General features: G+C 72.1%; 27 protein-coding genes. 6 read left to right on the top strand and 21 right to left on the bottom strand.

The features are described from left to right. Nucleotides 1-45 precede the first annotated feature (45 nt). Nucleotides 46-792, top strand: coding sequence for an HAD family hydrolase (locus tag RBH18_RS06975; RefSeq protein WP_306205119.1), 747 nt, complete (start codon nt 46-48; stop codon nt 790-792). Nucleotides 793-794: 2 nt separating this feature from the next. Here RBH18_RS06975 and RBH18_RS06970 read toward each other — a convergent pair whose 3' ends face one another. The 7 genes from RBH18_RS06970 to RBH18_RS06940 form a co-directional block, all read right to left on the bottom strand. Further along, nucleotides 795-1007 (bottom strand): hypothetical protein, encoded by a 213-nt coding sequence (locus tag RBH18_RS06970; protein WP_306205118.1) that lies wholly within the window; start codon nt 1005-1007, stop codon nt 795-797. 73 nt (nt 1008-1080) lie between these two features. Further along, the gene (locus RBH18_RS06965) at nt 1081-1959 is read right to left on the bottom strand and encodes a diacylglycerol/lipid kinase family protein (protein ID WP_306205117.1); all 879 of its coding nucleotides are present in this window, start codon (nt 1957-1959) and stop codon (nt 1081-1083) included. A gap of 11 nt (nt 1960-1970) precedes the next feature. After that, nucleotides 1971-2936, bottom strand: a complete 966-nt coding sequence (tatC, locus tag RBH18_RS06960; RefSeq protein ID WP_306205116.1) for a twin-arginine translocase subunit TatC — start codon at nt 2934-2936, stop codon at nt 1971-1973. A 6-nt stretch (nt 2937-2942) separates the two neighbouring features. After that, nucleotides 2943-3353 (bottom strand): Sec-independent protein translocase subunit TatA, encoded by a 411-nt coding sequence (tatA, locus tag RBH18_RS44075; protein WP_372338879.1) that lies wholly within the window; start codon nt 3351-3353, stop codon nt 2943-2945. A 212-nt stretch (nt 3354-3565) separates the two neighbouring features. Then, a complete protein-coding gene (locus RBH18_RS06950; RefSeq protein WP_306205115.1) occupies nt 3566-3874 on the bottom strand; it encodes a hypothetical protein in 309 nt (102 codons plus the stop codon). A gap of 9 nt (nt 3875-3883) precedes the next feature. Continuing rightward, nucleotides 3884-4858 (bottom strand): helix-turn-helix transcriptional regulator, encoded by a 975-nt coding sequence (locus RBH18_RS06945; protein WP_306205114.1) that lies wholly within the window; start codon nt 4856-4858, stop codon nt 3884-3886. Beyond that, complete coding sequence (locus RBH18_RS06940; protein WP_306205113.1) at nt 4855-5847, bottom strand: helix-turn-helix transcriptional regulator; 993 nt, start codon at nt 5845-5847, stop codon at nt 4855-4857. The genes RBH18_RS06945 and RBH18_RS06940 overlap by 4 nt, the downstream gene beginning before the upstream one ends. A gap of 93 nt (nt 5848-5940) precedes the next feature. Between RBH18_RS06940 and RBH18_RS06935 the strand changes: the two genes are divergently transcribed. Then, nucleotides 5941-6969, top strand: a complete 1029-nt coding sequence (locus tag RBH18_RS06935; protein ID WP_372338878.1) for a cation diffusion facilitator family transporter — start codon at nt 5941-5943, stop codon at nt 6967-6969. 10 nt (nt 6970-6979) lie between these two features. Continuing rightward, nucleotides 6980-8062, top strand: a complete 1083-nt coding sequence (locus tag RBH18_RS06930) for a DUF3866 family protein (RefSeq protein WP_306205112.1) — start codon at nt 6980-6982, stop codon at nt 8060-8062. Nucleotides 8063-8293: 231 nt separating this feature from the next. Here the strand turns inward: RBH18_RS06930 and RBH18_RS06925 are convergent, their stop codons facing one another. The 9 genes from RBH18_RS06925 to arc form a co-directional block, all read right to left on the bottom strand. Further along, nucleotides 8294-8935 (bottom strand): O-methyltransferase, encoded by a 642-nt coding sequence (locus tag RBH18_RS06925; RefSeq protein ID WP_306205111.1) that lies wholly within the window; start codon nt 8933-8935, stop codon nt 8294-8296. A 46-nt stretch (nt 8936-8981) separates the two neighbouring features. After that, nucleotides 8982-9197, bottom strand: coding sequence for a hypothetical protein (locus RBH18_RS06920; RefSeq protein WP_306205110.1), 216 nt, complete (start codon nt 9195-9197; stop codon nt 8982-8984). A 45-nt stretch (nt 9198-9242) separates the two neighbouring features. After that, on the bottom strand, nt 9243-10601 hold the full coding sequence (gene pafA, locus RBH18_RS06915; protein ID WP_306205109.1) for a Pup--protein ligase: 1359 nt from the start codon (nt 10599-10601) through the stop codon (nt 9243-9245). A gap of 140 nt (nt 10602-10741) precedes the next feature. After that, nucleotides 10742-11563 carry a proteasome subunit alpha gene (prcA, locus tag RBH18_RS06910; RefSeq protein ID WP_306205108.1) on the bottom strand — a complete coding sequence of 274 codons (822 nt, stop codon included), beginning with the start codon at nt 11561-11563 and terminating at the stop codon, nt 10742-10744. Between the two features lie 58 nt (nt 11564-11621). After that, nucleotides 11622-12461 (bottom strand): proteasome subunit beta, encoded by an 840-nt coding sequence (gene prcB, locus RBH18_RS06905; RefSeq protein WP_306205107.1) that lies wholly within the window; start codon nt 12459-12461, stop codon nt 11622-11624. Continuing rightward, on the bottom strand, nt 12380-12985 hold the full coding sequence (locus tag RBH18_RS06900) for an endonuclease VII domain-containing protein (protein WP_306205106.1): 606 nt from the start codon (nt 12983-12985) through the stop codon (nt 12380-12382). Before RBH18_RS06900 ends, prcB begins: the two co-directional genes overlap by 82 nt. A 107-nt stretch (nt 12986-13092) precedes the next feature. Further along, nucleotides 13093-13308, bottom strand: coding sequence for a ubiquitin-like protein Pup (locus tag RBH18_RS06895; protein WP_306205105.1), 216 nt, complete (start codon nt 13306-13308; stop codon nt 13093-13095). Between the two features lie 315 nt (nt 13309-13623). Further along, complete coding sequence (gene dop, locus RBH18_RS06890; RefSeq protein ID WP_372338877.1) at nt 13624-15141, bottom strand: depupylase/deamidase Dop; 1518 nt, start codon at nt 15139-15141, stop codon at nt 13624-13626. Nucleotides 15142-15306: 165 nt separating this feature from the next. Then, a complete protein-coding gene (gene arc, locus RBH18_RS06885; RefSeq protein ID WP_306205104.1) occupies nt 15307-17088 on the bottom strand; it encodes a proteasome ATPase in 1782 nt (593 codons plus the stop codon). 174 nt (nt 17089-17262) lie between these two features. On the opposite strand from arc, the gene RBH18_RS06880 reads away from it, so the two are divergent. After that, nucleotides 17263-17559, top strand: a complete 297-nt coding sequence (locus RBH18_RS06880) for a ferredoxin (RefSeq protein ID WP_306205103.1) — start codon at nt 17263-17265, stop codon at nt 17557-17559. A 33-nt stretch (nt 17560-17592) separates the two neighbouring features. Here RBH18_RS06880 and RBH18_RS06875 read toward each other — a convergent pair whose 3' ends face one another. The 3 genes from RBH18_RS06875 to RBH18_RS06865 form a co-directional block, all read right to left on the bottom strand. After that, nucleotides 17593-18183 carry a hypothetical protein gene (locus RBH18_RS06875; RefSeq protein ID WP_305789016.1) on the bottom strand — a complete coding sequence of 197 codons (591 nt, stop codon included), beginning with the start codon at nt 18181-18183 and terminating at the stop codon, nt 17593-17595. A 70-nt stretch (nt 18184-18253) separates the two neighbouring features. Beyond that, complete coding sequence (locus RBH18_RS06870; protein ID WP_306205102.1) at nt 18254-19270, bottom strand: tRNA (adenine-N1)-methyltransferase; 1017 nt, start codon at nt 19268-19270, stop codon at nt 18254-18256. Between the two features lie 16 nt (nt 19271-19286). Further along, nucleotides 19287-20357, bottom strand: a complete 1071-nt coding sequence (locus RBH18_RS06865; RefSeq protein WP_306205181.1) for a site-2 protease family protein — start codon at nt 20355-20357, stop codon at nt 19287-19289. Nucleotides 20358-20930: 573 nt separating this feature from the next. Here RBH18_RS06865 and RBH18_RS06860 point away from each other — a divergent pair. Together RBH18_RS06860 and RBH18_RS06855 are read left to right on the top strand one after the other, a co-directional pair. After that, nucleotides 20931-22184 carry a RecB family exonuclease gene (locus RBH18_RS06860; protein WP_372338880.1) on the top strand — a complete coding sequence of 418 codons (1254 nt, stop codon included), beginning with the start codon at nt 20931-20933 and terminating at the stop codon, nt 22182-22184. Nucleotides 22185-22547: 363 nt separating this feature from the next. Continuing rightward, nucleotides 22548-23261, top strand: coding sequence for a response regulator (locus RBH18_RS06855; RefSeq protein WP_306205101.1), 714 nt, complete (start codon nt 22548-22550; stop codon nt 23259-23261). Between the two features lie 405 nt (nt 23262-23666). Here RBH18_RS06855 and RBH18_RS06850 read toward each other — a convergent pair whose 3' ends face one another. Both RBH18_RS06850 and RBH18_RS06845 read right to left on the bottom strand, forming a co-directional pair. Continuing rightward, on the bottom strand, nt 23667-24464 hold the full coding sequence (locus tag RBH18_RS06850; RefSeq protein ID WP_306205100.1) for a DUF4097 family beta strand repeat-containing protein: 798 nt from the start codon (nt 24462-24464) through the stop codon (nt 23667-23669). 23 nt (nt 24465-24487) lie between these two features. Continuing rightward, on the bottom strand, nt 24488-24817 hold a 330-nt coding region (locus tag RBH18_RS06845), incomplete at its 5' end, for a toxin-antitoxin system HicB family antitoxin (RefSeq protein ID WP_306205099.1).

Genomic DNA, 24817 nt, shown 5'->3' with positions numbered 1-24817 from the left:
TGGCTGGCCGGGCGGTTGCCGACAGCGCGGTCGCGGGCGGTCGGTATGGTGCACGGCGTGCCGGATGCCGCCGAATCGACCTCAGCCGCCCCGCGTCGCCAGGTCGACGCCGTGCTCTTCGACTTCCACGGCACGCTCGCCCAGGTCGAGGACGCCGTGACCTGGGTGACCGCGGCGGCGGCGGCCTGCGGCAGCACGATCGACCGGGGCAAGGCGACCATCCTCGCCGACCGGCTGGTCACCGCCGGGCGCGCCGGCGGCCCGCTGCCCCGCCGGGTCCCGATCCACCTCGCCGAGCACTGGGCCGACCGCGATCTCTACGAGCACAGCCACCGCGCGGCCTACACGGGCCTCGCCGCGACCGTGAGCACCGACGTGGAGGGGCTGGCCGACGCGCTCTACGACCGCCTGCTCGCGCCGGACGGCTGGCTGCCCTACCCCGACACCGGGCCGACCCTGCGCACCCTGCACGAGGCGGGCATCAAGGTGGGGGTGGTCAGCAACGTCGGCTTCGACATCCGGCCGCTCTTCGCCGCGTGGGGTCTCGACGGCCTGATCGACGCGTGGGCGCTCTCCTACGAGGTGGGGCGCACCAAGCCCGATCCGGCGATCTTCCTGCGCGCCTGCGGCATGCTGGGGGTCGATCCCGAGCGCACGCTCATGGTGGGCGACACCCCGGCCGACGCGGGGGCGGTCCAGGCCGGCTGCGCGGCGCTCGTCCTCCCGGCGGCGGAGCCCGGCCGACCCAACGGCCTGAGTGCCTCGCTCGCGCTCGCCGGCTGCTCCGGCTGACCTCAGAGGTACGTGTCCACGAGCGTGCCCTGCGTGGTGGAAGCGCTGCGGATCGGCTCGTGCGCGTCCTGCGCCGCCACGTGATCGGCGACCGACCGCTCGGCCTGGACCGGGGCGGCCGCGGCGGCACCGGCCTGCGCCTTCGGGGCACCGGTGTCCGTGGCGCCCAGGTAGGCGGCGGACAGGCGGCTGGAGCTGACCGAAGCGACCGACATGCTGCGACCTCCACGACGAGACGAGTGCTGCACCTGTCGCTTCGGCCCGCCCCCGGACCGGCTGACACCTGGCTCAGCGCAGCAACTGAACCGCACCCGGCTCGCAGCGGACGGTCAGCTCAAGTGGCCCGATCCGCTCGCCGTCGGCGTACGCGATGATGTCGGCGGCCTGGATCCGCACCTCGCGGGCGCGGTGCACGCGGACCCGGGGATCGGTCACGTGGGTGCCGCGGCGCAGGCGCGGCTTGATGCGCAGGAGCGCGACCCGCCCGAGCGGCGCGGCGACGACCACGTCGAGCAGCCCGTCGGTGAGGTCGGCGGCGGGGCAGACGCGCAGCCCGGCGCCGTAGCGGGGGCCGTTGCCGACCGCGACGAGCACGGCGGCGCAGCTGTGGTCGACGCCGTCCAGCTCCAGCGTGTAGCGGCGGGGGCGCAGCCGGGCGAGCTCCAGCACCACGGCGACGTCGTAGCGGCGCGGGCCCCGGGGGAAGCGCATCCGGTTGGCGAACTCGTTGACGATCGCGTCGAAGCCGGTGGCCAGCACCGCGCCGAACCAGCGCTGCTCGCCCGTCGCCGTGGTGATCCGGGCGAGATCGAGCGAGACGCTCCTTTTGTCCCGCAAAGCGGCCGCCACCTGGCCGAGGTCGCGCACCCCCGCGGCGGCCGCGAAGTCGTTCCCGGTGCCCGCCGGCACCACGCCGAACAGCGTGCCCGTGCCGGCGACGGCCTGCAGGGCCCGGTGCACGGTCCCGTCCCCGCCGACCGCCACGAGCGCCGTCACGCCCTCGCGGACCGCCCGCTTGCACGCCGCCTCGGCCTCGGCGCCGCTGCCGGCGGTCAGGATGCGGACCGGGCCGGCGCCGCCCAGCCGGTCCACGACGGCCGGAAGCAGACCGCGGTGCCGGCCGCGCCCCGCCCGGGGGTTGGCCAGCACCGCGATCGCGTCGTGCACGGGCGGGCCGCTCAGGTCATGTCGTCGAAGCGACGCTCGATCGGCAGCGGCTGCGCGACCGGCTCGGGGGCCTCCACCGGGGTGGGACCGTCGATGCGGTCGGAGACGCCGACGGGCACCCGCTCCTCCTCGAGGGGCGAGATGTCGTCGTCGTCGATGCCCGCGTAGATCTCCTTGCCGCGGCCCTTGCGCTTGTCGTAGATCAGCGCCACGCCGACCGCGATCAGGTAGAGCAGGATCATGCAGGCGGCGAGCAGCGTCATGCCGAACGGGCCCGGGTCGGGCGTGGCGATCGCGGCGAACGCGAACGAGATGAACACCATGATCCGCCACCAGCCGAGCAGCTTCTTGCCGCTGACCACGCCGGTGAAGTTGAGCATGAGCAGGACCAGCGGGAACTCGAACGCGACGCCGAAGATCAGCATCATGTTCGTGACGAAGGCGACGTACGACTGGACCTCGAGCTGGGTCGTCACGCCCAGGATGCCCTGCGTCTGGATGAACGCCAGGCTGTGCTTGATGACGAAGTAGGCCAGCACGGTGCCGCCCGCGAACAGCGGCGCGGCGATGCTCACGAAGACGTAGGCCCACTTGCGCTCGTGCCGGTGCAGGCCGGGCGCGATGAAGGCCCACAGCTGGTAGAGCCAGACGGGGGCGCCGATGATCAGGCCGATCCAGAGCGCGATCTTCAGCTTGACGATCAGCGGGTCGACCACGCCGAGGACGACGAAGTTGCAGACCCGCTGGTTGTCGGCGTTGACCACCCACGAGCTGTCGAGCGCGCAGTACGGCGCCTTGAGCAGGTTGAACACCCAGCCCGAGACGATGAAGCCGACGATCAGACCGCCGACGATGCCCAGGGCCGCGATGAACAGCCGGTTACGCAGCTCCCGGACGTGGTCCAGGAGCGTCATCGAGCCGTCGGCGGCCTGTTCGAACTTGCTCGGCCCCTGGCGGCGGCGCAGGGAGACGGCCACGGGAGATCAGCGGTCCTTGGTCTGCTGGACCGGGTTCACATACTCCTGGGCCGGGGGCTGCGGCGGCTGGTAGGGCTGGCCCTGCGGCGCCTGGTAGCCGGCCGGGGGCGCCTGGTAGCCGGCGGGCGGCTGCTGATAGCCCGCGGGCGGCTGCTGGTAACCGGCGGGCGGCTGCTGGTAGCCGGGCGGCGGCGGGGCATAGCCCTGCTGGACCTCGCCCTGCAGCGGCTGGTAACCGTGCTGGGCCTCGGCCTTCTCCGCGTCGTTGTTGTCGTCGACCAGGCCCTTGGTCTCGGCCTTGATGATCCGCAGCGAGCGGCCGAGGGAACGGGCCGCGTCGGGCAGCCGCTTCGCGCCGAACAGCAGCACGAGCACGACGACGAAGATGGCGATGTGCCATGGCTTGAGAGCGCCCATGGGGTGACTCCACTCGGTTGGATCAGGGGCGGGACGATGCGGGGTCCATCGTACGTGTGGTTCCTGGGAGTGACCCCTCCCGCACCCGTTTGTTTGGCGGTAGTACGAACGGATTTCCGGACAACCGTCCCGGAAGGCCGCACGCTACCACGGCGCGGGCGCGCTCTGTAAAGAGTGCTTGCTGTTCAACAGCCGTTCTGCCCTCCCGGCCCTCACGCGCGATGCCGACCGGAAGCATCGCTGAGTGCCGTTCGGTGCAGTCGGTCAGAACCACCTTCGCCGTGCCCGGCCTTGATGACCGCGACCTGCTCCTGGGCGACCTCGGCCTGCCGCTGGACGGCCAGGATCGTCTCCTGGAGCTGCTCGGCGTCGGCCTGCAGCCGCAGCGCCTCCTCCTGGCGGCGCATCAGCTTGCGCATCGCCCGGTCGAGGTTCGGCAGCCGCCGCACGACAGACATGCCCGCGATGCCGAGGATCACGAGCCCCAGCACTACCACCGCAATCACGATCCACATGACCATGCCGACACTCTACGGAGCCGCGTAGCGATCCAGCGCGGCGGCGGCCTGTCCGCGGATCCGGTCGATCAGCTCCGGCGGCCCGAGCACGGTGACGTCGGGCCCGAGCCCGAGCAGCAGCCGCTGCGCCCAGCCCAGGTCGGTCACCCGCATGGACACGAGCCACTCGTCGCCGTCGCGCTGCACCTCCTCGCACGGGTAGTACTCGGTGATCCACCGGCTGCCCCGGCCCACCCGCGCGGTGACCAGCGGCAGCTTGGCGTCCGGGCGGAAGACCCCGTCGCTCACGTCGTGCGGCACGGCCCGGGCGGGCGGCGCGGCGGGCTCGTCGAGCTCGGTCCAGGCGTCGATGCGGTCCAGGCGGAACAGGCGCACGGCCTCCACCCGCCGGCACCACGCCTCCAGGTACGCCCGGTTGCCGACCATGAGCACCCGCATCGGGTCCACCACCCGGTCGGTGGTCTCGTCGCGCGCCGCCGTGTAATAGGTCATCCGCAGCGCGTGCCGCCGCTCGACGATGCCCCGGATCGCGTCCAGCCGCTCGGTGCCGGCCGGCAGCCGCACCGCCACGGGCGCGTCGGCGAGGTCCCCGGCCGCCGTCTCGATCTTGGCGAGGGCGCGCTCGATGGCGTCGCGCGACCCGATGCCCGGCGTCTCGGCGAGCATCCGCAGCGCCACGACCAGGGCGAGCGCCTCGTCCGGGTTGAGCCGCAGGGGCCGGTCGATGCCCGCGTCGTACGTGATGGTCACCCGGTCGCCGTCGAGCGCCATGTCGATCAGGTCGCCGGGGCCGTAGCCGGGCAGCCCGCAGACCCAGAGCAGCTCCAGGTCCTCGCGCAGCTGCCGCTCGGTGATCCGGAAGTCCGCCGCCGCCTCGGCCACCTCGATGCCCGGCCGGGCGAGCAGATAGGGCACCAGGTTGAGCAGGCGCCCGAGCCGGTCGCCCGACGTGCCGCCGCCGCGCTGGCGCTGCTGCGGGGCGCTCACGAGGACACCCCCGCCGGCTCCTCGTAGCGGGTGACGACCTCCTTGAGCTGCTGGATGACGGCCTCGCGCAGCTCGGGCGGGCCGTCGGCGCGCACGTCGGCGCCATAGCCGACCAGGCGCGCGGCCAGCCAGTCCACGTCCGAGTACGCGATGGTCAGCCGGTCGCCGTCCGGACCGGCCACGCACTCCGCCGCCATCCGGCGCAGTCCCGCCGCCCGGCCCGGCGCGACGGTCACCGTGGCGCGCCTGTTGCGCTCGATCGGCCCGCTGTAGCGCGCGACGTGGCTGATCAGGTCGGGGCTCTCGGGCGGCGTGAACGCGCCCTCCGGCCCGGTGGCCCGCACCGCGCCGACGATCCGGGACAGCCGGAAGCAGCGGGTCGCCTCGCGGTCCCGGTCGTGCCCGACCACGTACCAGCGGCCCTGCCAGCAGACGACACCCCAGGGCTGCAGTTTGCGTACGGCCGGCTCGTCGCGCTCCGGCACCCGGTAGGAGAACGTGACGTTGCGCCGGGCCCGCGCCGCGGCGGTCAGCGGCCCGAACGCGGGGTCGACCGTCACCACCGGCTCGACGCCCAGCGTGGCCTGCGGATCCACCTCGATGCCGGCGGCCCGCAGCTTGGCCAGCCCGCTCGACGCCGCGGCGGCCAGGCCCGCGTGCTGCCACAGCCGGGCGGCGATGCCCACGGCGGCGGCCTCGTCCGGCTCGAGCGGGATGTCGGGCAGCGCGTACTCCCGGTGGGCGATCCGGTAGCCGTGCTCGGTGTCGAAGGCGCTGGCCAGGCCGGTCTCGAGGGGGACGCCCAGCTCGCGCAGCTCCGCCTTGTCGCGCTCGAACTTGCGCTGGAACGCGTCGTGGTCCTTGGGGTCCTCGGGATCGTGCTCGTAACCGGGCACGGTCGCGGCGATCTGCGCGGCGGTCAGGAACCGTCGCGTGGAGAGGAGGCAGATGACCAGGTTGACCAGCCGCTCGGTACGGGTGCGCGACACGAGGTGCAACGCTAGCAGGCTGCCCGGGAATGTGGCGCGACGCGCACTCCGCGTTGCGGTTATCTGTAACCAACAGCGGGAAGACCCCTGGACGTGTCCTCCTCCGTCGAAGAACCCGCAGTCGGCCTGGCCGGTGCCGAGCCGCTCCCCGCCCCCGCCGAGTCCTCCCCCGAGGGCGAGAACGAGAGCGTCGGCACGGTCGTCGTCGCCGGCCTGGCCAACCTCGCCATCGCCGCGGCGAAGCTCGTCGCCGGCCTGATCTCCGGATCCGCGTCGATGCTGTCCGAGGCGGCGCACTCGCTGGCCGACACGGTCACCGAGGTGTTCCTCTTCGTGGCGCTGCGCCGCAGCTCCAAGCCCGCCGACGAGCGTCATCCGTTCGGGTACGGCAAGGAGGGCTACGTCTGGGCCTTCATCGCCGCCCTGTTCACGTTCATCGGCGGTGCGGGCTTCTCGATCTACCACGGCGTGACGACGATCATGGCCGGTGACCACAGCGGCGACTTCCTCTGGTCGTACCTCGTCCTGGCGGTGTCGTTCGTCGCCGAGGGCACCTCGTTCCTGCGCGCCAAGCGCCAGGTCGCCGGCGAGTCCCGGCGCTGGGGCATCTCCCCCTCCCGCTTCCTGCGGCTGACCTCCGACACCACGGTCAAGGCCGTCTACTTCGAGGACTCCGCCGCCCTGATCGGCCTGATCCTGGCCGCGCTCGGCATCCTCGGCGTCCAGCTGACCGGCGACGAGGTCTGGGACGGCGTCGCCTCGGTGCTGATCGGCCTGCTCCTGCTGGTCGTCGCGTTCATCCTGGCCCGCAGCAACGTCTCGCTGCTGGTCGGCCGGGCGGTGCCGCGCGCCATGCACAACAACATCGCCCAGGACCTCGCGTCCATGTCCGTGGTCACCGCGGTGCCCACGCTGCTGACCATGCAGCTCGGCCCCGGCGACATCCTGGTCGCCGCCAAGGTCGACTTCCACGACGACATCAGCGGCGCCGAGATCGAGCACGCCTCCGACGAGGCCGAGCGCCGCCTGCGCAGCCGCTACCCGCAGATCCGCTACGTCTTCCTCGACCCGACGCGCGGACGGGCGGGACGCAACCACGAGAACGGCGGCCTCGACATATAGGGTCCCCGCCATGGTGCGCTGGCGGTCAGGAACGGTTTCCCGGGTACGGCGAGAGTGGCGCGGCGCGATCGAGCTGGAGGTCACGACCGCCGACGGCCCGCTCAAGGCGCTCGCCTACCCGGCGCTGACCGGCACCCCCGTCGCCGGCGACCGCGTCCTGCTCAACGTCGGCGCCCTGATCATGGGCCTGGGCACCGGCGGCTACGCCCTCGTGGTCGCCCTCCCCGACCGCCTGCCCCCGGACCCGCCCGGCGGCGAGACCCGCGACGCCGGGCACCTCGTCAAGGCCCGCTACACCCCGCTGCAGCCCATCCTCCTCGGCGTCGACGAGGAGGCGTCGCCGCACCATGACGTGCTTCGCTCGGCCGACGGCGTCGACGGCATGCCGGTCGTCCTGGCCGACCTGCACTCCGCCCTGCCCGCGATCCTGGCCGGCATCCTCGCCGACCGCCCCGGCGCCCGCGTCGCCTACGTCATGACCGACGGCGGCGCCCTCCCCGCCTGGTTCTCCATGACGCTGTCCGGCCTGCGGGACGTCCTGGCGGGCACGATCACGGCCGGCCAGGCCTTCGGCGGCGACCTCGAGGCCTCGACCGTGCACACGGCCCTGCTCGCCGCCCGCCACGTCCTGCACGCCGACGTCACCATCGTCACCCAGGGCCCCGGCAACCTGGGCACGGGCACCCCGTGGGGCTTCTCCGGCGTGGCCCTCGGCGAGGCCGTCAACGCCACGGTCACCCTCGGCGGCCGCCCGATCGGTTCCCTGCGCATCTCCGACGGCGACGCCCGGCCCCGGCACCGCGGCGTGTCGCATCACAGCCTGACCGCGTACGGGAAGGTGGCGCTCGTCCCCGCGGACCTGCCCGTCCCCGCCGACCTCCCCGCCGGCCTGGCCAAGGAGGTCACCGACGCCCTGGCGCCGCTCGCCACCCAGCACCGCATCGTGGAGGTCCCGACGCACGGCCTCGACGCGGCACTGGCCGCGAGCCCGGTCAAGCTGTCGACGATGGGCCGCGGCCTCGCCCAGGACCACGCCTACTTCATGACCGCCGCCGTCGCCGGCCGCCACGCGGTCGCCCTCCTCGACGCCTGACCACAACCCGACCGGGTTCGATACCTTCGCGTGCCTGTGCAACCGGTCGGACTCGCACGACCAAGGGAACTCACGCGACCGGTCGGACTCGCGCGACCGGTCGGACTCGCGCGACCAAGCGGGCTCGCACCACCGGTCCGACTCGCACCAAGCGGGCTCACGCCACCGGTCGGACTCGCACGACCAAGCGGGCTCGCACCACCGGTCGGACTCGCGCGAGCAGGCGTTCGATCAGCGCTTGCGGGCCAGGGTCACGCCGTCGCGGACCGGCAGCATCACCGTGTCGACGCGGTCGTCGGCGACCACCAGGTCGTTGAGGTGGCGCATGGCGACGACCGAGGCGCTGACCGGGTGCGGGACGACGACCTCGCCGCCGCGCAGGACGTTGTCGAGGACCAGCAGGCCGCCGGGGCGCAGCCGGGGCACCAGCTCCGCGTAGTAGTCCGGATAGCCGGTCTTGTCCGCGTCCACGAACGCGAAGTCGATGGCCGGATCGTCCGGCAGCGCCCGCAGGGTCTCGAGGGCCGGGGCGAGCCGCAGCTCGATGCGGTCCTCGACGCCGGCCTCCCGCCAGAACTGCCGGGCCAGGCCGGTGAACGTCTCCGACACGTCGCAGCACAGCAGCCGGCCGCCGGGCGCGAGCCCCCGCGCGATGCAGATCGACGAGTAGCCGGTGAACGTCCCGACCTCGACCGCGTTCGTCGCCCCGATCAGCTGGACCAGCATCGTGAGCAGGGCGCCCTCGTCGGCGGAGATCTGCATGCCGGCGCGGTCGCCGAACGCGGTGCGGGTCTCCGCGGCGAGCCGGCTCAGGATCGGGTCGGCGGGCGTGGAGTGCGCCAGCAGATAGGCGTCGAGTGCCGGGTCCAGCATCCCGCTCCCCACTCGTGGCTCGCGTCACCGACGCGCAGCCCCTCACTCAGCCGAAGAAGATCAGATACAGCCAGCCGAGCAGCAGCAGACCCAGGATCGTGGCCAGCACCCACGTGGGGATCCGGTGGCCGCCCTTGCGGTTGCGCTGGATCTGCTGCACGGCCCGCTCCCGGCGCCGGTGCAGCCGGGCGTTGAGGACGTCCTCGAACGTCCGCTCGGGCGGCTGGTCCCGCGGGTCGGGCTGGTGCGGCGCTGAACTCATAACCCGCTCAGCCTAGCCGCCCGGCCCGGACCCGCGGCACGTGCCCTACATGCTCGCGATCAGGCGTTCCACCCTTTCGTCGTACGCCCGGAAGGGGTCCTTGCACAGCACGGTGCGCTGCGCCTGGTCGTTGAGCTTGAGGTGCACCCAGTCGACGGTGAAGTCCCGCCGCTTCTCCTGCGCGTGCCGGATGAACTCGCCGCGCAGCCGCGCCCGCGTGGTCTGCGGCGGGGTCTCCTTGGCCTCGAAGATCTGCAGATCGTTGGCGACCCGGTCGACCTGCTTGCGCTTCTCCATCAGCGCGTAGAGGCCGCGGCCCCGGCGCACGTCGTGGTACGCCAGGTCGAGCTGGGCGATGCGCGGGTGCGACATCGGGATCTCGTGCTTGGTCTGGTAGCGCTCGATCAGCTTGAGCTTCGACACCCAGTCGATCTCCTGCGCCACCGGGTCGAGGTCGCCGCTCTCGATCGCGTTGAGCACCCGGCCCCACAGCTCGACGACCCGCTTGGCGGTCTGGTCGCCGCCGCGGCGCTCGACGAACTCGGTGGCCTTAGCCAGGTACTCCTGCTGGATCTCGAGGGCGCTGATCTCCTTGTTGTTCGCCAGCCGGATCTTGCGGCGCCCGGTGGTGTCGTGGCTGACCTCGCGGATCGCCCGGATCGGGTTCTCCAGGGTGAGGTCGCGCATGACCACGCCCGCCTCGATCATCCGCAGCACGATGTCCGCGCTGCCGACCTTCAGCAGGGTCGTGACCTCGTTCATGTTGGAGTCGCCGACGATGACGTGCAGCCGCCGGTAGCGCTCGGCGTCCGCGTGCGGCTCGTCCCGCGTGTTGATGATCGGGCGCGACCGGGTCGTGGCGCTGGAGACGCCCTCCCAGATGTGCTCGGCACGCTGCGAGAGGCAGAAGACGGCCCCGCGCGGCGTCTGCAGCACCTTGCCGGCGCCCGCGATCAGCTGCCGCGTGACCAGGAACGGGATGAGGACGTCGGCGAGCCGGCCGAACTCGCCGTGCCGCGACACGAGGTAGTTCTCGTGGCAGCCGTAGGAGTTGCCGGCCGAGTCGGTGTTGTTCTTGAAGAGGTAGATCTCCCCGGCGATGCCCTCGTCGTGCAGCCGCTTCTCGGCGTCGACGAGCAGGCCCTCGAGGATCCGCTCGCCCGCCCGGTCGTGGGCGACGAGGTCGGTGACGGAGTCGCATTCGGGGGTCGCATACTCAGGGTGCGAACCGACGTCCAGGTAGAGGCGGGCTCCGTTGCGGAGGAACACGTTGCTGCTGCGTCCCCAGGACACCACTCGGCGGAACAGGTAGCGGGCCACCTCGTCCGGGGAGAGCCGCCGCTGGCCCCGGTAGGTGCACGTGACGCCGTACTCGGTTTCTAGGCCGAAAATTCGCCGTTCCATAGCGAAACATTAGCCTCAGAAAGCGTGGGGAGACACGTACAGCGGGTGAGAATCTTGCGGCCGCCGATGAAGATCAAGATCGCCACGACGCGACTCCGCCCGCACGCCTGACACGGCGTGCGGGTCCGGAGCCGCGGTCGTCAGGACTTGTCGCCGGTGTCCTCGCCCTTGCCCTCGAGGTCCACCGACGCGGCCGACACGGTGGGCTTCTCGTCCGCGGCCGGCGGCGGGGACGCGTCCGTGCCACCCTCGGCCGGCTTGTCCTTGCCCCCGCCGAGCAGCGCCTCGAGCGCGGCGCCGGTGATCCGCCGGAACGCGCGGCCCTTGCGGGTGCGGTCCAGCACGGCCGCCTCGAGCTGCGCCGCCCCGAGCTCGCGCTGGGCGCCGTTGTCGCCGCCCACGCTGCCCAGGCCCTTGACCGCCAGCGCCAGCGCCGTGGTCAGGTCGGCCGTCGTGTCGTGGCTCTCCTTGAGGACGGCCGAGATGGCCTCCGCCGAGCCGCCCATGGCCATGAAGCCGGGCTCGTCCATGACGGACCCGTCGTACGTGATGCGGTAGAGCTCGTCGGTCTCCGGCGAGCTGCCGACCTGCGCGACGCAGATCTCCACCTCGTACGGCTTCTGCGTCTCCGAGAAGATCGCACCGAGCGTCTGGGTGTAGGCGTTCGCGAGCGCGCGGCCCGTCACGTCACGCCGGTCGTACGACAGGCCGTTCAGGTCGGCCATCCGCACGCCGGCCCGGCGCAGGCTCTCGAACTCGTTGTAGCGGCCGACTGCCGCGAAGCCGATCCGGTCGTACAGCTCGCTGATCTTGCGTAGCGTCGTGACGTTCTCGGCGACCAGCAGGATGCCGCCCTCGTAGGTGAGGACGACGGCGGAACGGCCGCGCGCGATGCCCTTGCGGGCGTACTCCGAGCGGTCCCGCTGGACCTGCTCGGGCGAGGCGTAGAACTGCATGGCCACGGGTGGGTGCTCCTAACGCGATGACCGGGAATCGGGAGGTTGTCTGCGGTCCGGGCGGTCAGCCGCCCGGGTTCTCCATCCGGCCCGCGACCACGGACTCGGCCACCGCGGTGACCTCGGCCTCGCTGAGCCGCTGCGTCCCCTCGGCCGTCGCCGTCATCACCACCGGGTAGATCTTGCGGGTCACGTCGGGCCCACCGGTCGCCGTGTCGTCGTCGGCCGCGTCGTACAGCGCCTCGACCGCCAGCCGGATCGCGTCCGCCGTGCTCACCCCGGCCCGGTACTTCTTCTTCAGCGCCGCCTTGGCGAACAACGACCCCGACCCGATCGCCTCGTAGCCGGTCTCCTCGTAGAGCCCGCCCGCCACGTCGAAGCTGAAGATCCGGCCCGGCCGCGCCGGATCGGCCGGCGCCAGGTCGTACCCGGCGAAGAGCGGGATGACCGCCAGGCCCTGCATCGCGGCACCCAGATTGCCCCGCACCATCGACGCGAGGCGGTTCGCCTTGCCGTCCAGCGACAGCATGGCCAGCTCGATCTTCTCGTAGTGCTCCAGCTCCACCTGGAACAGCCGCATCAGCTCGATCCCGATGCCCGCCGTCCCGGCGATGCCGATCAGCGAATAGGCGTCGGCGGGGTGCACCTTCTCGATGTCCCGGCTGGCGATGAGGTTGCCCATGGTGGCCCGCCGGTCGCCCGCCATGACCACGCCCTCGGCGGTCGCGATCGCCACGATCGTCGTGCCGTGCGGCGCGATGTCGGCCGACATCCCCGGCGGCAGCGGCCGGCGCCCGGGCAGAAGCTCCGGAGCCGCCTGCGTCAGGAACTGCGTGAAGGAAGACGTCCCCGCGTTGGTGAAGAGATCCGGTAGACGCCCGGATGGATCAAAACCCGCTGCCACGTGGTTCCTTTCAGGTACGTGATCGCCTGGGCCAGGTAAGCCGGGTTGTCCCGGAACTGCCCCAGCCCGCCGTTGCAGTTGAAGCACAATATCCCGCGAACATAGCCAGTGCGATGGTCGTGATCGACATGTTCGGGGTCGGCCGCGCCACAGATCGCGCAGACGCCACCCTGCTCGGCCAGCAGCGCGTCGAACTCCGCCTGCCCGATCCCATAGCGGTGCCGCAGGTGGTACTCCCGCGTGCCGCCGTAGAGACGCTTCTTGCCCTCCACACCGCGGACATTGTGACAAGGCTTGCAGTAGCGGCCGTGACCACCTCGGCCGCTTCGATTGCGCGGAAAGTCAGTCAAGGGCTTGACCGACTCGCAGTCCGGGCAATAGCGGTGGCCATCCGGAACGACGCGCGGCGGCACGACCTCACGGCCGTGCCTCTCCTTGACTTTCTTGGCATAGCTCGCTTTGGAACGGACGTTGAAGCATTCTTTGCAGTAGCTGCCCCGACCATCCGGACGCTTGCTGCTCACACAGAACTGGTCTAGCGCCTTCCATCGACCGCAATCGAGGCAGCAGCGCTCGCCGTCTCTGTCAGGAACTCTTTGCTTCATGTCCGGCCCTCAAAACGGACATATGCCTATTCTCCGCCTTTTTGCACATAGCCTCTGACAAACTCTTCGGCGTTCTCTTCGAGGACCGAGTCGATTTCGTCGAGCAGATCGTCGACGTCCTCGTCGATCTCCGCCTTGCGCTCGGCGACCTCCGGGTTGGCCTCGGTGGTGACGTCCTCGATCTCCTCGTCGCGCTTGCCCTTGCCGGACTGCGACTGACCGCCGGTGTCTCGGGTTGCCATCCCTGTCCCCCTTCAAGACCCACTGGTTCGGGTTGGGAAAAACCTACCTCGCCGGTACGACGAAAACCGCTGCCGCTGCGCGTGTTTCTCGCTCAGCTGAGCCGTTTCCGCCGCCGGAGCCACACCGCCCCGGCGCGCACCACCGCCTCAGGGGGCCGCATCGCCCCGCACCTCTCCACGCCGCCGGGGCCGCACCTCGGCGGAGCACACGCCGCCGGGGCCGCACCTCGGCGGAGCACACGCCGCCGGGGCCGCACCTCGGCGGAGCATCGGACGACCGCGCCGCCGGCGGGACCACGCCCCGCCGGCGGCAGCTCACTTGGCCGTGATGACCTCGAGCAGGTCCTTCGCGGTGTCGCACTTGTCGAACAGCGCGCCCACGTGCTTGCGGGTGCCCCGCTCGGGCTCCATCATCGGGACTCGCACCAGCGACTCGCGCCCGACGTCGAAGATGACCGAGTCCCAGCTGGCGGCGACCACTTCGGACGCGTACCGGGCGAGACACTGGCCGCGGAAGTACGCCCGGGTGTCCTCGGGCGGCTCCACCATCGCGCGCCGCACGTCCTCGTCGTCGAGGAGCGTCTTCATCGAGCCGCGGGCCACCAGGCGGTGGTAGAGGCCCTTCTCCGGCCGGACGTCGGAGTACTGCAGGTCGACCAGCTGGAGCTTCGGCGAGGACCAGGCGAGGCTCTCGCGCTCGCGGTAGCCCTCGAGCAGGCGCAGCTTGGCGACCCAGTCGAGCTCGTCGGAGCAGCTCATGGGGTCGTCGCCGAGCCGGGTGAGGACGCTCTCCCAGCGGCTGAGCACGTCGGCGGTCTGGTCGTCGACGTCGGCGCCGTAGCGCTCGTCGCAGAACTCCCTGGCCCGCTCGTAGTAGGCCCACTGCAGGTCGAGGGCGGTGAGCCGGCGGCCGTCGCGCAGGCGCATGAGGTGCTTGAGCGTGGGGTCGTGGCTGACCGCCTTGAGCTCGGAGACCGGGTCGGCGATGCCGAGCTCGCCGGTGAAGACCTTCTCCTCGATCATGGCGAGGATCAGCGAGGTGGTGCCCATCTTGAGGTAGGACGCGATCTCGGACAGGTTGGCGTCGCCGATGATCACGTGCAGGCGCCGGTACTTGTCGGCGTCGGAGTGCGGCTCGTCGCGGGTGTTGATGATGGGCCGCTTGAGGGTGGTCTCGAGGCCGACCTCGACCTCGAAGAAGTCGGCGCGCGACGAGATCTGGAAGCCCGCCCCGGAGCCGTCCTGGCCGATGCCGACGCGGCCCACCCCGGTGAAGATCTGGCGGGTGACGAAGAACGGGGTCAGGTGCGCCACGATGTCCGCGAAGGGCGTCTGGCGGCGCATCAGGTAGTTCTCGTGGGAGCCGTACGAGGCGCCCTTGTTGTCGGTGTTGTTCTTGTAGAGCTGGATGCGGTGCGTGCCGGGGATCGTCGCGGCGCGGCGCGAGGCCTCGGCCATGACCCGCTCGCCGGCCTTGTCCCAGCGGACGACGTCGAGGGGGTTGGTGCACTCGGGGGTGCTGTACTCGGGGTGCGCGTGGTCGACGTAGAGCCGGGCGCCGTTGGTCAGTATCACGTTCGCCAGGCCGAGGTCCTCGTCGGCGAGCGCGTCCGCCGGGTCGTAGGCCGCACCGGAGTACGTGAACCCGCGCGCGTCGCGCAGCGGCGACTCCTCCTCGTAGTCCCACCGGGCGCGTCCGCCGCGGGTGAGCTCCGGCCGCGCACCGTACGCGTTGACGACCTGGGACGAGGTGACCATCGGGTTGGCGCCGGGCTGTCCGGGCACGGAGATTCCGTACTCGACCTCGGTGCCCATAATCCGCCGAACGCTCATGCGACCACTCCGCCCGCCACTGTGCTGCCGTTGCCCATGTATCGAGCCTAGACGCTTCCTGCCTCGTACTCGTACTCGCGCGTGCGTGGCACAGCACGCTGAGTAGATCTCCGGATGAGAAAGCGCGGGCGTAGGGAGGTCCCTACGCCCGCGCCTCAGCGTGCGTTACAGGTACTGACCGGTGTTGCTGGCCGTCTCGATGGAGCGGCCGGCCTCGGCGCCCTTGCCGCCGGAGACGAGCGTGCGGATGTAGACGATCCGCTCGCCCTTCTTGCCGGAGATGCGGGCCCAGTCGTCGGGGTTGGTGGTGTTGGGCAGGTCCTCGTTCTCGCGGAACTCGTCGACGCAGCTGTCGAGCAGGTGCTGCAGGCGCAGCCCCTTCTTGCCGGAGGTGAGGAACTCCTTGATGGCCATCTTCTTGCCGCGGTCGACGATGTTCTGGATCATCGCGCCGGAGTTGAAGTCCTTGAAGTAGAGGACCTCCTTGTCACCGTTGGCGTAGGTGACCTCGAGGAAGCGGTTCTCCTCGGACTCCGTGTACATCCGCAGGACCACGGCCTCGATCATGGCCGCGACCGTCACGTCGGCGTCGCCGCCGTGCTCGGCCAGGTCCTCCTCGCTCAGCGGCAGGCCGCTGAGGATGTACTTCGCGAAGATGTCCTTCGCCGCCTCGGCGTCCGGGCGCTCGATCTTGATCTTCACGTCGAGGCGGCCGGGGCGCAGGATCGCCGGGTCGATCATGTCTTCCCGGTTGGAGGCGCCGATGACGATGACGTTCTCCAGGCCCTCGACGCCGTCGATCTCGCTGAGGAGCTGGGGGACGATCGTGTTCTCCACGTCGGAGGAGACGCCGGAGCCACGGGTGCGGAAGATCGAGTCCATCTCGTCGAAGAACACGATCACCGGCGTGCCCTCGCCGGCCTTCTCGCGCGCCCGCTGGAAGACCAGGCGGATGTGCCGCTCGGTCTCGCCCACGTACTTGTTGAGCAGCTCGGGGCCCTTGATGTTGAGGAAGAAGCTGGTGTGCTTCTCCTCGCCGCGCCGCTCGGCGATCTTCTTCGCCAGCGAGTTGGCGACCGCCTTGGCGATCAGCGTCTTGCCGCAGCCGGGCGGGCCGTAGAGCAGGATGCCCTTCGGCGGGCGCAGCTGGTGCTCCCGGAAGAGGTCGGCGTGCAGGAAGGGCAGCTCCACGGCGTCGCGGATCTGCTCGATCTGCGAGTGCAGGCCGCCGATGTCGGTGTAGTCGACGTCGGGGACCTCCTCGAGGACGAGCTCCTCGACCTCGCTCTTCGGGATGCGCTCGTAGGCATAGGCCGAGCGCGGCTCGATCATCAGCGAGTCGCCCGCGCGCAGCTTGGCGATCTGCAGCGATTCGGCCAGGTGGACGATCCGCTCCTCGTCGGAGTGGGACACCACCAGCGCGCGGTCCTTGGGGCCGCCGCCCGGGTTGTCGAGCACCTCCTTGAGGAGCACGACCTCGCCGGTGCGCTCGAAGCCGAACGCGTCGACGACGTTGAGGGCGTCGTTGAGGAGGACCTCCTGCCCGCGCTTGAGCTCCTCGACCTCGAGGGACGGGGAGACCGCGACGCGGAGCTTGCGGCCGCCGGTGAAGACATCGACGGTGCCGTCCTCGTGGGCGGCCAGGAAGACGCCGTAGCCGCTGGGCGGCTGGGCGAGCCGGTCAATCTCTTCCTTGAGAGTGACGATCTGAGCCCGGGCTTCCTTCAGGGTCGCCACGAGCCGGTCGTTGTTCTCGGTCACTCGGGCCAGCTGCGCCTGCGTTGCCGCGAGCCGTTCCTCGAGCTGACGGACGTGTCGGGGGCTTTCGGTCAACTTCCGCCGAACCAGAGCGAGTTCCTCCTGCAGGAACGCAACCTGGCTGGAGAGATCGTTGGCCTCTTTCTCCCAACGTGCGGCGCGTGAATCCGCCTCGTCGCTACGTGCCACGTCCCACCTCCCCGGGGGCTCGAACGTTCTACCGCTAACACTAACCGCTGAAAGCCGGATTTCGACCCATGCAACACCCTCGTCACGCAAGCTTGATCGATCGAGGCACTCGCGTCCATGGGGTTGTCAGGGGGGTCGGGTACGGTCGGAACGGGCTATTTGCGGGAGGCGTCCGTGACGGTAGAAGCCGGTGACGAGCGGTTGCAGGTCTGGGTCGACCAGGACCTGTGCACCGGGGACGGGCTGTGCGTGCAGTACGCGCCGGAGGTCTTCGAGTTCGACATCGACGGACTGGCCTACGTCAAGGGCACCGCCGGTGAGCTGCTGCAAAGCCCCGGCGCGCGGGCGGTGGTGCCGGCCGGGCTGCGGCTCGAGGTGATCGACTCGGCGAAGGAGTGCCCGGGCGACTGCATCCACGTCGTGCGCAGCGGCGACGACGTGGAGATCGCCGGGCCGGACGCGGCGGGCTGAGGCACCGCGTCCGGAATTGATCAGTGGCACATGTCACAAAGTCGGGCGGCCCACCAGTGACGCGACCACGCGGGAGAATTCCTCGAGCCGCGCGATCTGGCCAGGCCCGCCATCGTCAAGCGTCTTACCGAAGCGCAGGGCGTCGTGGCGTACGGCCGCCCGGCCCTCCTCCTCCGCCACACCCGGCGGCGGGACGGCGTCGTCGACCGAGCTGAGCAGCAGGTAGACGTCGATGCTGTCGACCCTCGCCTGCCCGCTGGAGGTGCGGGTGAGCCGCCGCCGGCAGCCCACCTCGGTGACGGTCGACAGCGGCACCACGCGCAGCGAGGAGGTCATCGACCCGACCGGCCCGTCCCCGGGTGCCACGTCCTCGCCGTGCCACAGCACCAGGCGGCTGCCGTCGCAGATGACGACCTCCTGCCACACGCCGTTGACCTCGTTGACGAAGCGCTCCAGGGTGAAGGTGAGCACGGAGGCGCCGCGCAGCACGCCGAAGAGGGCGTCCAGGGCCACCTCGGGGTCGCGCAGATAGGCGCGGGCGGCCGAGTCCAGGTCCTCGTAGGGCGACCAGTCCGGGAAGACCGCCGGCATCTCGTTGCTGCCCCCGAACGGCGGAGAACTCATCGCGCCCACCTGATCCCTCCCCAGCACGTCCGAAGTCCGGGACGGAAACTACCCGATGCCCCGCGGAGCGTCACGCCCCGGCGTCGGCTTCCAGCTCGGCCCGCCGTGCCGCTGCCCGCTCGGCGGTCGTGACGGCGGCGGCGTCACCGGCGTCCTCCTGCGGTTCCTGCGCCGCGGCGGCGAGGGCGGCCTGGGCGGCACGCTTCAGGGCGTACGCCTCGGCGCCCTTGCTCGGCTTACGGCGCCGCGGCGGGGCGGTGACCCCGGGCGCGAGCTTGCGGGCCGACACCAGGAAGGCGGTGTGGGCGATCATGCGGTGATCCGGGCGTACGGCGAGGCCCTCGGCGTGCCAGTCGCGGATCAGCGACTCCCACGCCCGCGGCTCGGTCCAGCCGCCCCGCTCGCGCAGCGCCTCGACCAGCTCCGACAGCTGGGGCGTCGTGGCCACGTACCCGATGAAGACGCCGCCGGGCACGAGCGCCTTCTCGACCATGTCGAGCGCCTCCCACGGGGTCAGCATGTCGAGGATGATCCGGTCGAAACCGGTCTCGCGCGCCTGGGCGACGTCGCCGTGGTGCAGGTGCCAGGCGGGGTGCGGGCCGCCGAAGAACGCCTCGACGTTCTTGCGCGCGACCGCGGCGAAGTCCTCGCGCAGCTCGTACGAGTGGACCTCGCCGGAGGAACCCACCGCGCGCAGCAGCGAGCAGGTCAGCGCGCCGGAGCCGGCGCCGGCCTCGAGCACCCGCGCGCCGGGGAAGACGTCACCCATGGCGACGATCTGCGCCGCGTCCTTCGGATAGATGACCTGGGCGCCGCGCGGCATCGACAGTACGTAGTCGGACAGCAGCGGGCGCAGCGCGAGGTAGGGCGTGCCGCCGGTGGACACGACGACGCTGCCGTCGGGCAGGCCGATCAGGGCGTCGTGGGCGAGGGCGCCGCGGTGGGTGTGGAACTCCTTGCCCGGCTCCAGGACGATCGTGTGCATGCGGTTCTTCGGATCCGTGAGCTGCACCCGGTCGCCCGGCCGGAACGGCCCGCGGTGGGCGGGCACGGTCTCGTCTGCGACGGTGTTGTCCTGAACAGTCACTGATCATCTCTCTCGGTCACCGGGCGGGCACACGGCGTGCGGCGCGGCGCGGTTCGAGCACCTCGGCCAGATCCGCGACGTACAGCACGCCGACGACATCCTCGCCTGCCGTCACGGCGTACTGTGCACCCGGGTGGGCCTGCACGGCCCGGACCACCTGCTCGCCGGTCAGTCCCGTGCGCAACGCCGGCACCCGGGCGAGGTCCGCCGCGACGGTGTCGACCGACACCCACGGCCGCCGCGCGGCCGGCACCCGCGCCGACTCCGCGGGATCCACCAGCGCCACCACCCGCCCGGACGAGTCGGTCACGGCCAGGGCCTTGCGCTCCAGCGGGGACGCGTCGGCGCGGCGCTGTGCCTCCGCCAGCGGCGTTCCGGAGGGTACGGAGACCAGGGGCCGGGCCAGCGCCGCCAGGTCCACCAGCGGGAAGCGCCGGGTCATCCGCGCGAGCCGGATCGACTGCCCCGCACCCTGCCAGAGGGTGAACGCCACGAGCAGCACGAACAGCAGCCCCAGCAGGGTCAGGATCTGCAGCTGGTAGAGCGTGATCGTGGCCAGCGCCGTCGCCGCCGCGATGCCGCGCCCGGCCCACGCGGCCCCCTCGGTCGCCCGGTTGCGGTCCTTGAGCAGCGCCCACAGGCCCGCCCGCAGCGCCCGCCCGCCGTCCAGCGGCAGCCCCGGCAGCACGTTGAAGATCGCCACGATCACGTTGCTCGCCGCGAGCTGGAAGGCGATCTGATCGGCCACCGTGCGGTCCGGCAGCAGGATCGCGGCCACGGTCGCCGCCACGCCCAGCACCAGCGACACGGCCGGCCCGGCGAGCGACACCAGCGCGTCGACCCGCGGGTTAGGCGCGTCGCGGTCCATCTCCGTCCACCCGCCGAGCAGCTCGAGGGTGATGCCCCGCACACCGATCGCGTAGCGCCGGGCGGTCAGCGCGTGGCCCAGCTCGTGCAGCAGCACCGACCCCAGCAGGCAGACCACAAACCCCAGCCCCACCAGGTACGACCACGGGGCGGCCAGCAGCAGCTGAGCCTCCGCGTAGCCGCCGTAGACCACCGTGACCAGCGCCGCGAGCAGAATCATGGACGGGCTGACGTAGACCGGGACGCCCAGCACCCGCCCCACCTGCCGCCGGCCGGGCCTGCGCTGCGCGTCGTCGTCCACGGGATCGATGCTACGGGCGGCGCCTCGCGGGCGGAGATGTCGTACCCCTCCCCTAGCCTTAGCCGCATGACGACAGAAGCGGTTACCTCCCTTTCGTCCGGCGGTGTCTCGTCCGCCTCGGCCGGCGGCGCTTCCTCGTCTGTCCCGTCCGCGCCGCCCGGGGATTCCGCGCCGCGGGAGGATGCCGCCCCGCCGTCGGGGGATGCTGCGATGCCTGCGCATCCCACTCCGCCCGCTGGGGACGCCGCCACGGCTGCGTATTCCGCTCTTCCGGGCGGGGAGTCGGCCTCGGCTCTTCCGGGCGGGGAGTCGGCCTCGGCTCTTCCGGACGGGGAGTCCGCCTCGGCTCTTCCGGGCGGGGAGTCCGTCTCGGCGGCCGACGACCCCGCGGTGCCGGCCGTTGTCTCCGCGCCGCCGTCCGGTCTCTCCGCCCGGGCCGAGGGTGCTGCGGTGCCGGTCACCGCCTCCCCCGCGCCGGAGGGCGAGCCCGTGGTGCCGTCCTCGACCGGGTCGCCGCTGCCCGCGACGAAGGGGCCGTCGCTGTCGCCGTCGCGCGCGGCCGACTTCAAGACCTGCCCGCTGCTGTTCCGCTTCCGCACGATCGACCGCCTCCCCGAGCAGCCCACCCGCGACCAGGTCCGGGGCACCCTGGTCCACGCCGTCCTCGAGCGCCTGTTCGACCTGCCCGCCGGCGCCCGCACCCCCGACGCCGCCGTGGCCCTCGTGCGCCCGGAGTGGGAGCGGTTGCTCGCCCAGGAGCCGGAGCTGTCGGCCCTGTTCGACGACCCCGCCGTGGTGCCGGTCCCGCTGCAGGACGGGCCCCTCGCGTCCGCCCCGGTCCCCGGGCCCACGACTCCCGGCCCCGATGCCGGCCACGCGAGTGCCGATTCCACGGCTTCCCGCTCGGCGGCCTCCGGTCCGGCGGCTGTCGGCGCGGGGGTTGCCGACGCAGGGGTTGCCGGCGCAGGGCTTGCCGGCGCGGGGCTTGCCGACGCAGGGGTTGCCGATCTCGCCGGGCGGGCCGGCGGCGACCCGGGCGGGGTGCTGCCGGGGATGCCGGAGATGCCCGCGGAGGACGAGGCCGCGCGGCTGGAGCGGTTCCTGAAGGACGCCGGCGACCTGCTGGCGGGTTACTTCGCGGTCGAGGACCCGAACAGGCTGGAGCCGGCCGAGCGGGAGAGTCTGATCTCCACGCTGGTCGACGACGAGCTGCTGATCCGGGGCTACATCGACCGCCTCGACGTCTCGCCGGCCGGTGACCTGCGCGTGGTCGACTACAAGACCGGCGGCGCCCCGCGGGAGGCCTTCGAGGGCCGCGCCCTGTTCCAGCTGAAGTTCTACGCCCTCGTCCTCTGGCGCACCCGCGGCGTGGTGCCCCGCGTCCTGCGGCTGCTCTACCTCAAGGATGCCGAGGCCCTCGACTACAGCCCGGACGCCGAGGAGCTGGAGCGCTTCGAGCGCACCCTGCTGGCCCTGTCCCGCGCGATCGAGCAGGCCAAGGAGCAGCGCGACTTCCGCCCCAAGCCGAGCCGGCTCTGCGGCTGGTGCAGCCACCAGGCGTTCTGCCCCGAGTTCGGCGGGACGCCCCCGCCCTACCCCGAGCCGGCCACCACGGCCCGGCTCGCCATCGTTCCGGCCGGTCCCGCTCCGGACGGCGCCTCCCCGCAAGCCGGCCCGGCCCTGCCGATCGCCCGCACCCCGCACGAGGACGACCTGCCGCCCAGCCGCCGCCCCGCCGGCGTGTGACACCCGCGGAAGGCGCGTGCCCGGCCTATGGGGGCCCTCCGGTGCGAGCAGGCAGACTCGCCGGCCGGCGTCACGGGCCCGGATCGCGGTCAGGGCGGCGATGACAAAGGCGAACGCGGCGGTGGCGGCCCCGGTGAAGGCGGCCCTGCTCCACCGGTCTTGACTCGCCGGCTCCCCTCGCCGGTTGGGACCTACGCCATTGCGCTCGCCCCTCCCCCGCGGGGCCGCCGCCACGCGGGCACGTCTCACGGGGCGTGGCGGGCGTTCGGGCGTGCCGGCGCGTGACCCGTCGGTCGGGCGGCAGTGGACCGCGGCGCGATCGCATAGGGTGAGCGCCCGGAGCGGCGCATGGGGAGGCGGCGGGTGACTGCGGGTGACGGGGTGCGGGTGGCGGCGGGGAGCGGAGTGGCCCGGACCGTCCGAGTGCTGCTCGCCGACGACCAGCCGATGCTGCGGTCCGGGTTGCGGAGCGCGCTCGCGGGGGTGGAGGGCCTGACCGTCGTCGGCGAGGCCGGCGACGGGATGGAGGCCGTCGACCTCGCCCGTCGGTTGCTGCCCGACGTCGTCGTGATGGACGTGCGGCTGCCCCGGCTCGACGGGCTCACAGCCACCCGGAGCATCGTGCGCTCCGGCCTGCCGGTGCGGGTCCTCATCCTGACCACCCACGACGGCGACGAGCACGTGCTGGGCGCCGTGGCTGCGGGGGCGGCCGGCTACCTGGGCAAGGACGTGCCGCCGGGCGAACTCGTCTCGGCCGTGCGCACGGTGGCCGCCGGCGGTGCCGTGGTCGCGCCGCTGCTGCTGGGGCGCCTGCTCAGCCGGGTGGCCGAGCTGCTGCCGGCGACCGAGGACGGGCCGGCCGCCCCGGCGCTCGACGCGCTCACCGAGCGGGAGCGCGAGGTGCTGGTCCACGTCGCCAAGGGCCACTCGAACGCCGAGATCGCCCGCGCCCTCACCGTCAGCGAGACCACCGTGAAGACGCATGTCGGGCACGTGCTGACCAAACTGCGCTTGCGGGACCGGGTGCAGGCGGTCGTCCTCGCCTACGAAACCGGTCTGGTCCGCCCCGGTTCCTGAGCCCGCACGACGAGACGACGGCCAGCACACGCCCCAGAAGACGCCCAGCACGCAGCCCAGGCAACGCCCAGCACGTAGACCAAACGACGCCCAAGACGCAGACCAGGCAACGACCGACAACGGCCTGACGACGCCCAGCAAGCGAGCCGGGCTGCGGCCCACTTGGTCAGGCAACGGGCAGCACGCGGGTCAGAGCACCGGGCAGCCACGCGAGTCAGAGCATCGGGGAGGACGCGGCTCGGGCAGCAAGAGCCCGCGGGTCGCGCGTCGGCCTGCTCACATCACGGGCAAGACGCGTCGGCCTGCTCACATCACAGGCAAGACGCGTCGGGCTGGTCATATCACGGGCAAGACGCGTCGGGCCGCAGGCGCACGCGACGGGCGACGGGCGACGGGCGACAAGTGTCACGCGGCGGCCGGCAGGGCTGCGGCGCGGTGGACGGAGATGTCGCCGCTGGCGGAGGTGGCGCGCAGCTCGAGGGTCGCGGCGCCGCCGGCCGGGGCGTCGGTCATCGGAAGGTCGCTGCTGGTGCGGCCGGAGGACGTGGTGAGGTCGAGCCAGACGGACGTGCCCGCGACCACGCCTACGGTGACGTTGCCCGAGGAGGTCCTGAGGTGGGCGCGGCCCGCGCGCAGGGCACCGATCTCGATGTCGCCGGACGACGACCCGGCGCGGATCGACGTGGCAGCGCTTCCGACGGTCACATTACCGCTGGACGAGCGGGCGATGACGTCACCGGTGACGTCACCGATGTGCACCTTGCCGGAGCCCGACCCGGCGCCGAGCGAACCGCCCACCCGGCCGACGTCAAGGTTCCCGCTCGACGTCGTCAGATGCACGTCGCCGGTGGCCTCTTCCAGGCCGATGTTCGCGGAGGAGGCGTCGACGCGGACGGCGGCGTAGCAGCCGCGCAGGAGCACGTCGGCGGAGGACGACTTGGCCGCCACGGCGCTGCCGGCCGGCACGCGCACCAGGACGTCGACCCGCGGGCCACGCCGCCAGCCGGGGCCGCCGCGGTCGGGGGCGTGGACGATCAGCACGTCGCCGTCGAGCTCGATGTGGACGCGGCCCGTGGCGTCGCTGCCGTCCTCGGCGGTCACGGTGACGGTCATCGTGCTGGTTTCCTCGGCACGCACCTCGGCGTGGCCACGGTGCATGTGCAGCGAGAGGGTGACGGGCTCGGACCGGGTGAACTCGGGCATGGCAGCGCTCCTCGGACAGGAAGTCAGGCTTGGGCGAAACCGGTGAGGCGCCGGCCGGACTTGCCGGCGGCCGGGGGCCGGCCGGCGGCCGCGGTGGCCACGGCGCGGACCAGCCAGGCGTTGACGGAGATGCCCTCGGCGGCGGCGGCCTGCTCGGCCCTTGCCTTGAGGGACTCCGGCATGCGCAGGGTGAGCCGGGCCTGGTCGCCGCCCTCGTCGGGGGCGGCCACGGCAGGCGCCGGCGGGGACGTGTCGGTGACCACGAAGTCGGCTTCCCGGCCGCGCAGGCGCAGGTCGACCGCCGGGCCGTCGAGGCGGGTGGTGATCTCGGCCCAGGACGAGGATGGCCACGA

The sequence above is a fragment of the Actinoplanes oryzae genome (assembly GCF_030757795.1).
Taxonomy (GTDB): Bacteria; Actinomycetota; Actinomycetes; order Mycobacteriales; family Micromonosporaceae; genus Actinoplanes.
Note: the sequence above shows the minus strand (reverse complement) of the source record. Positions and strands in the feature narration are given on the sequence as shown.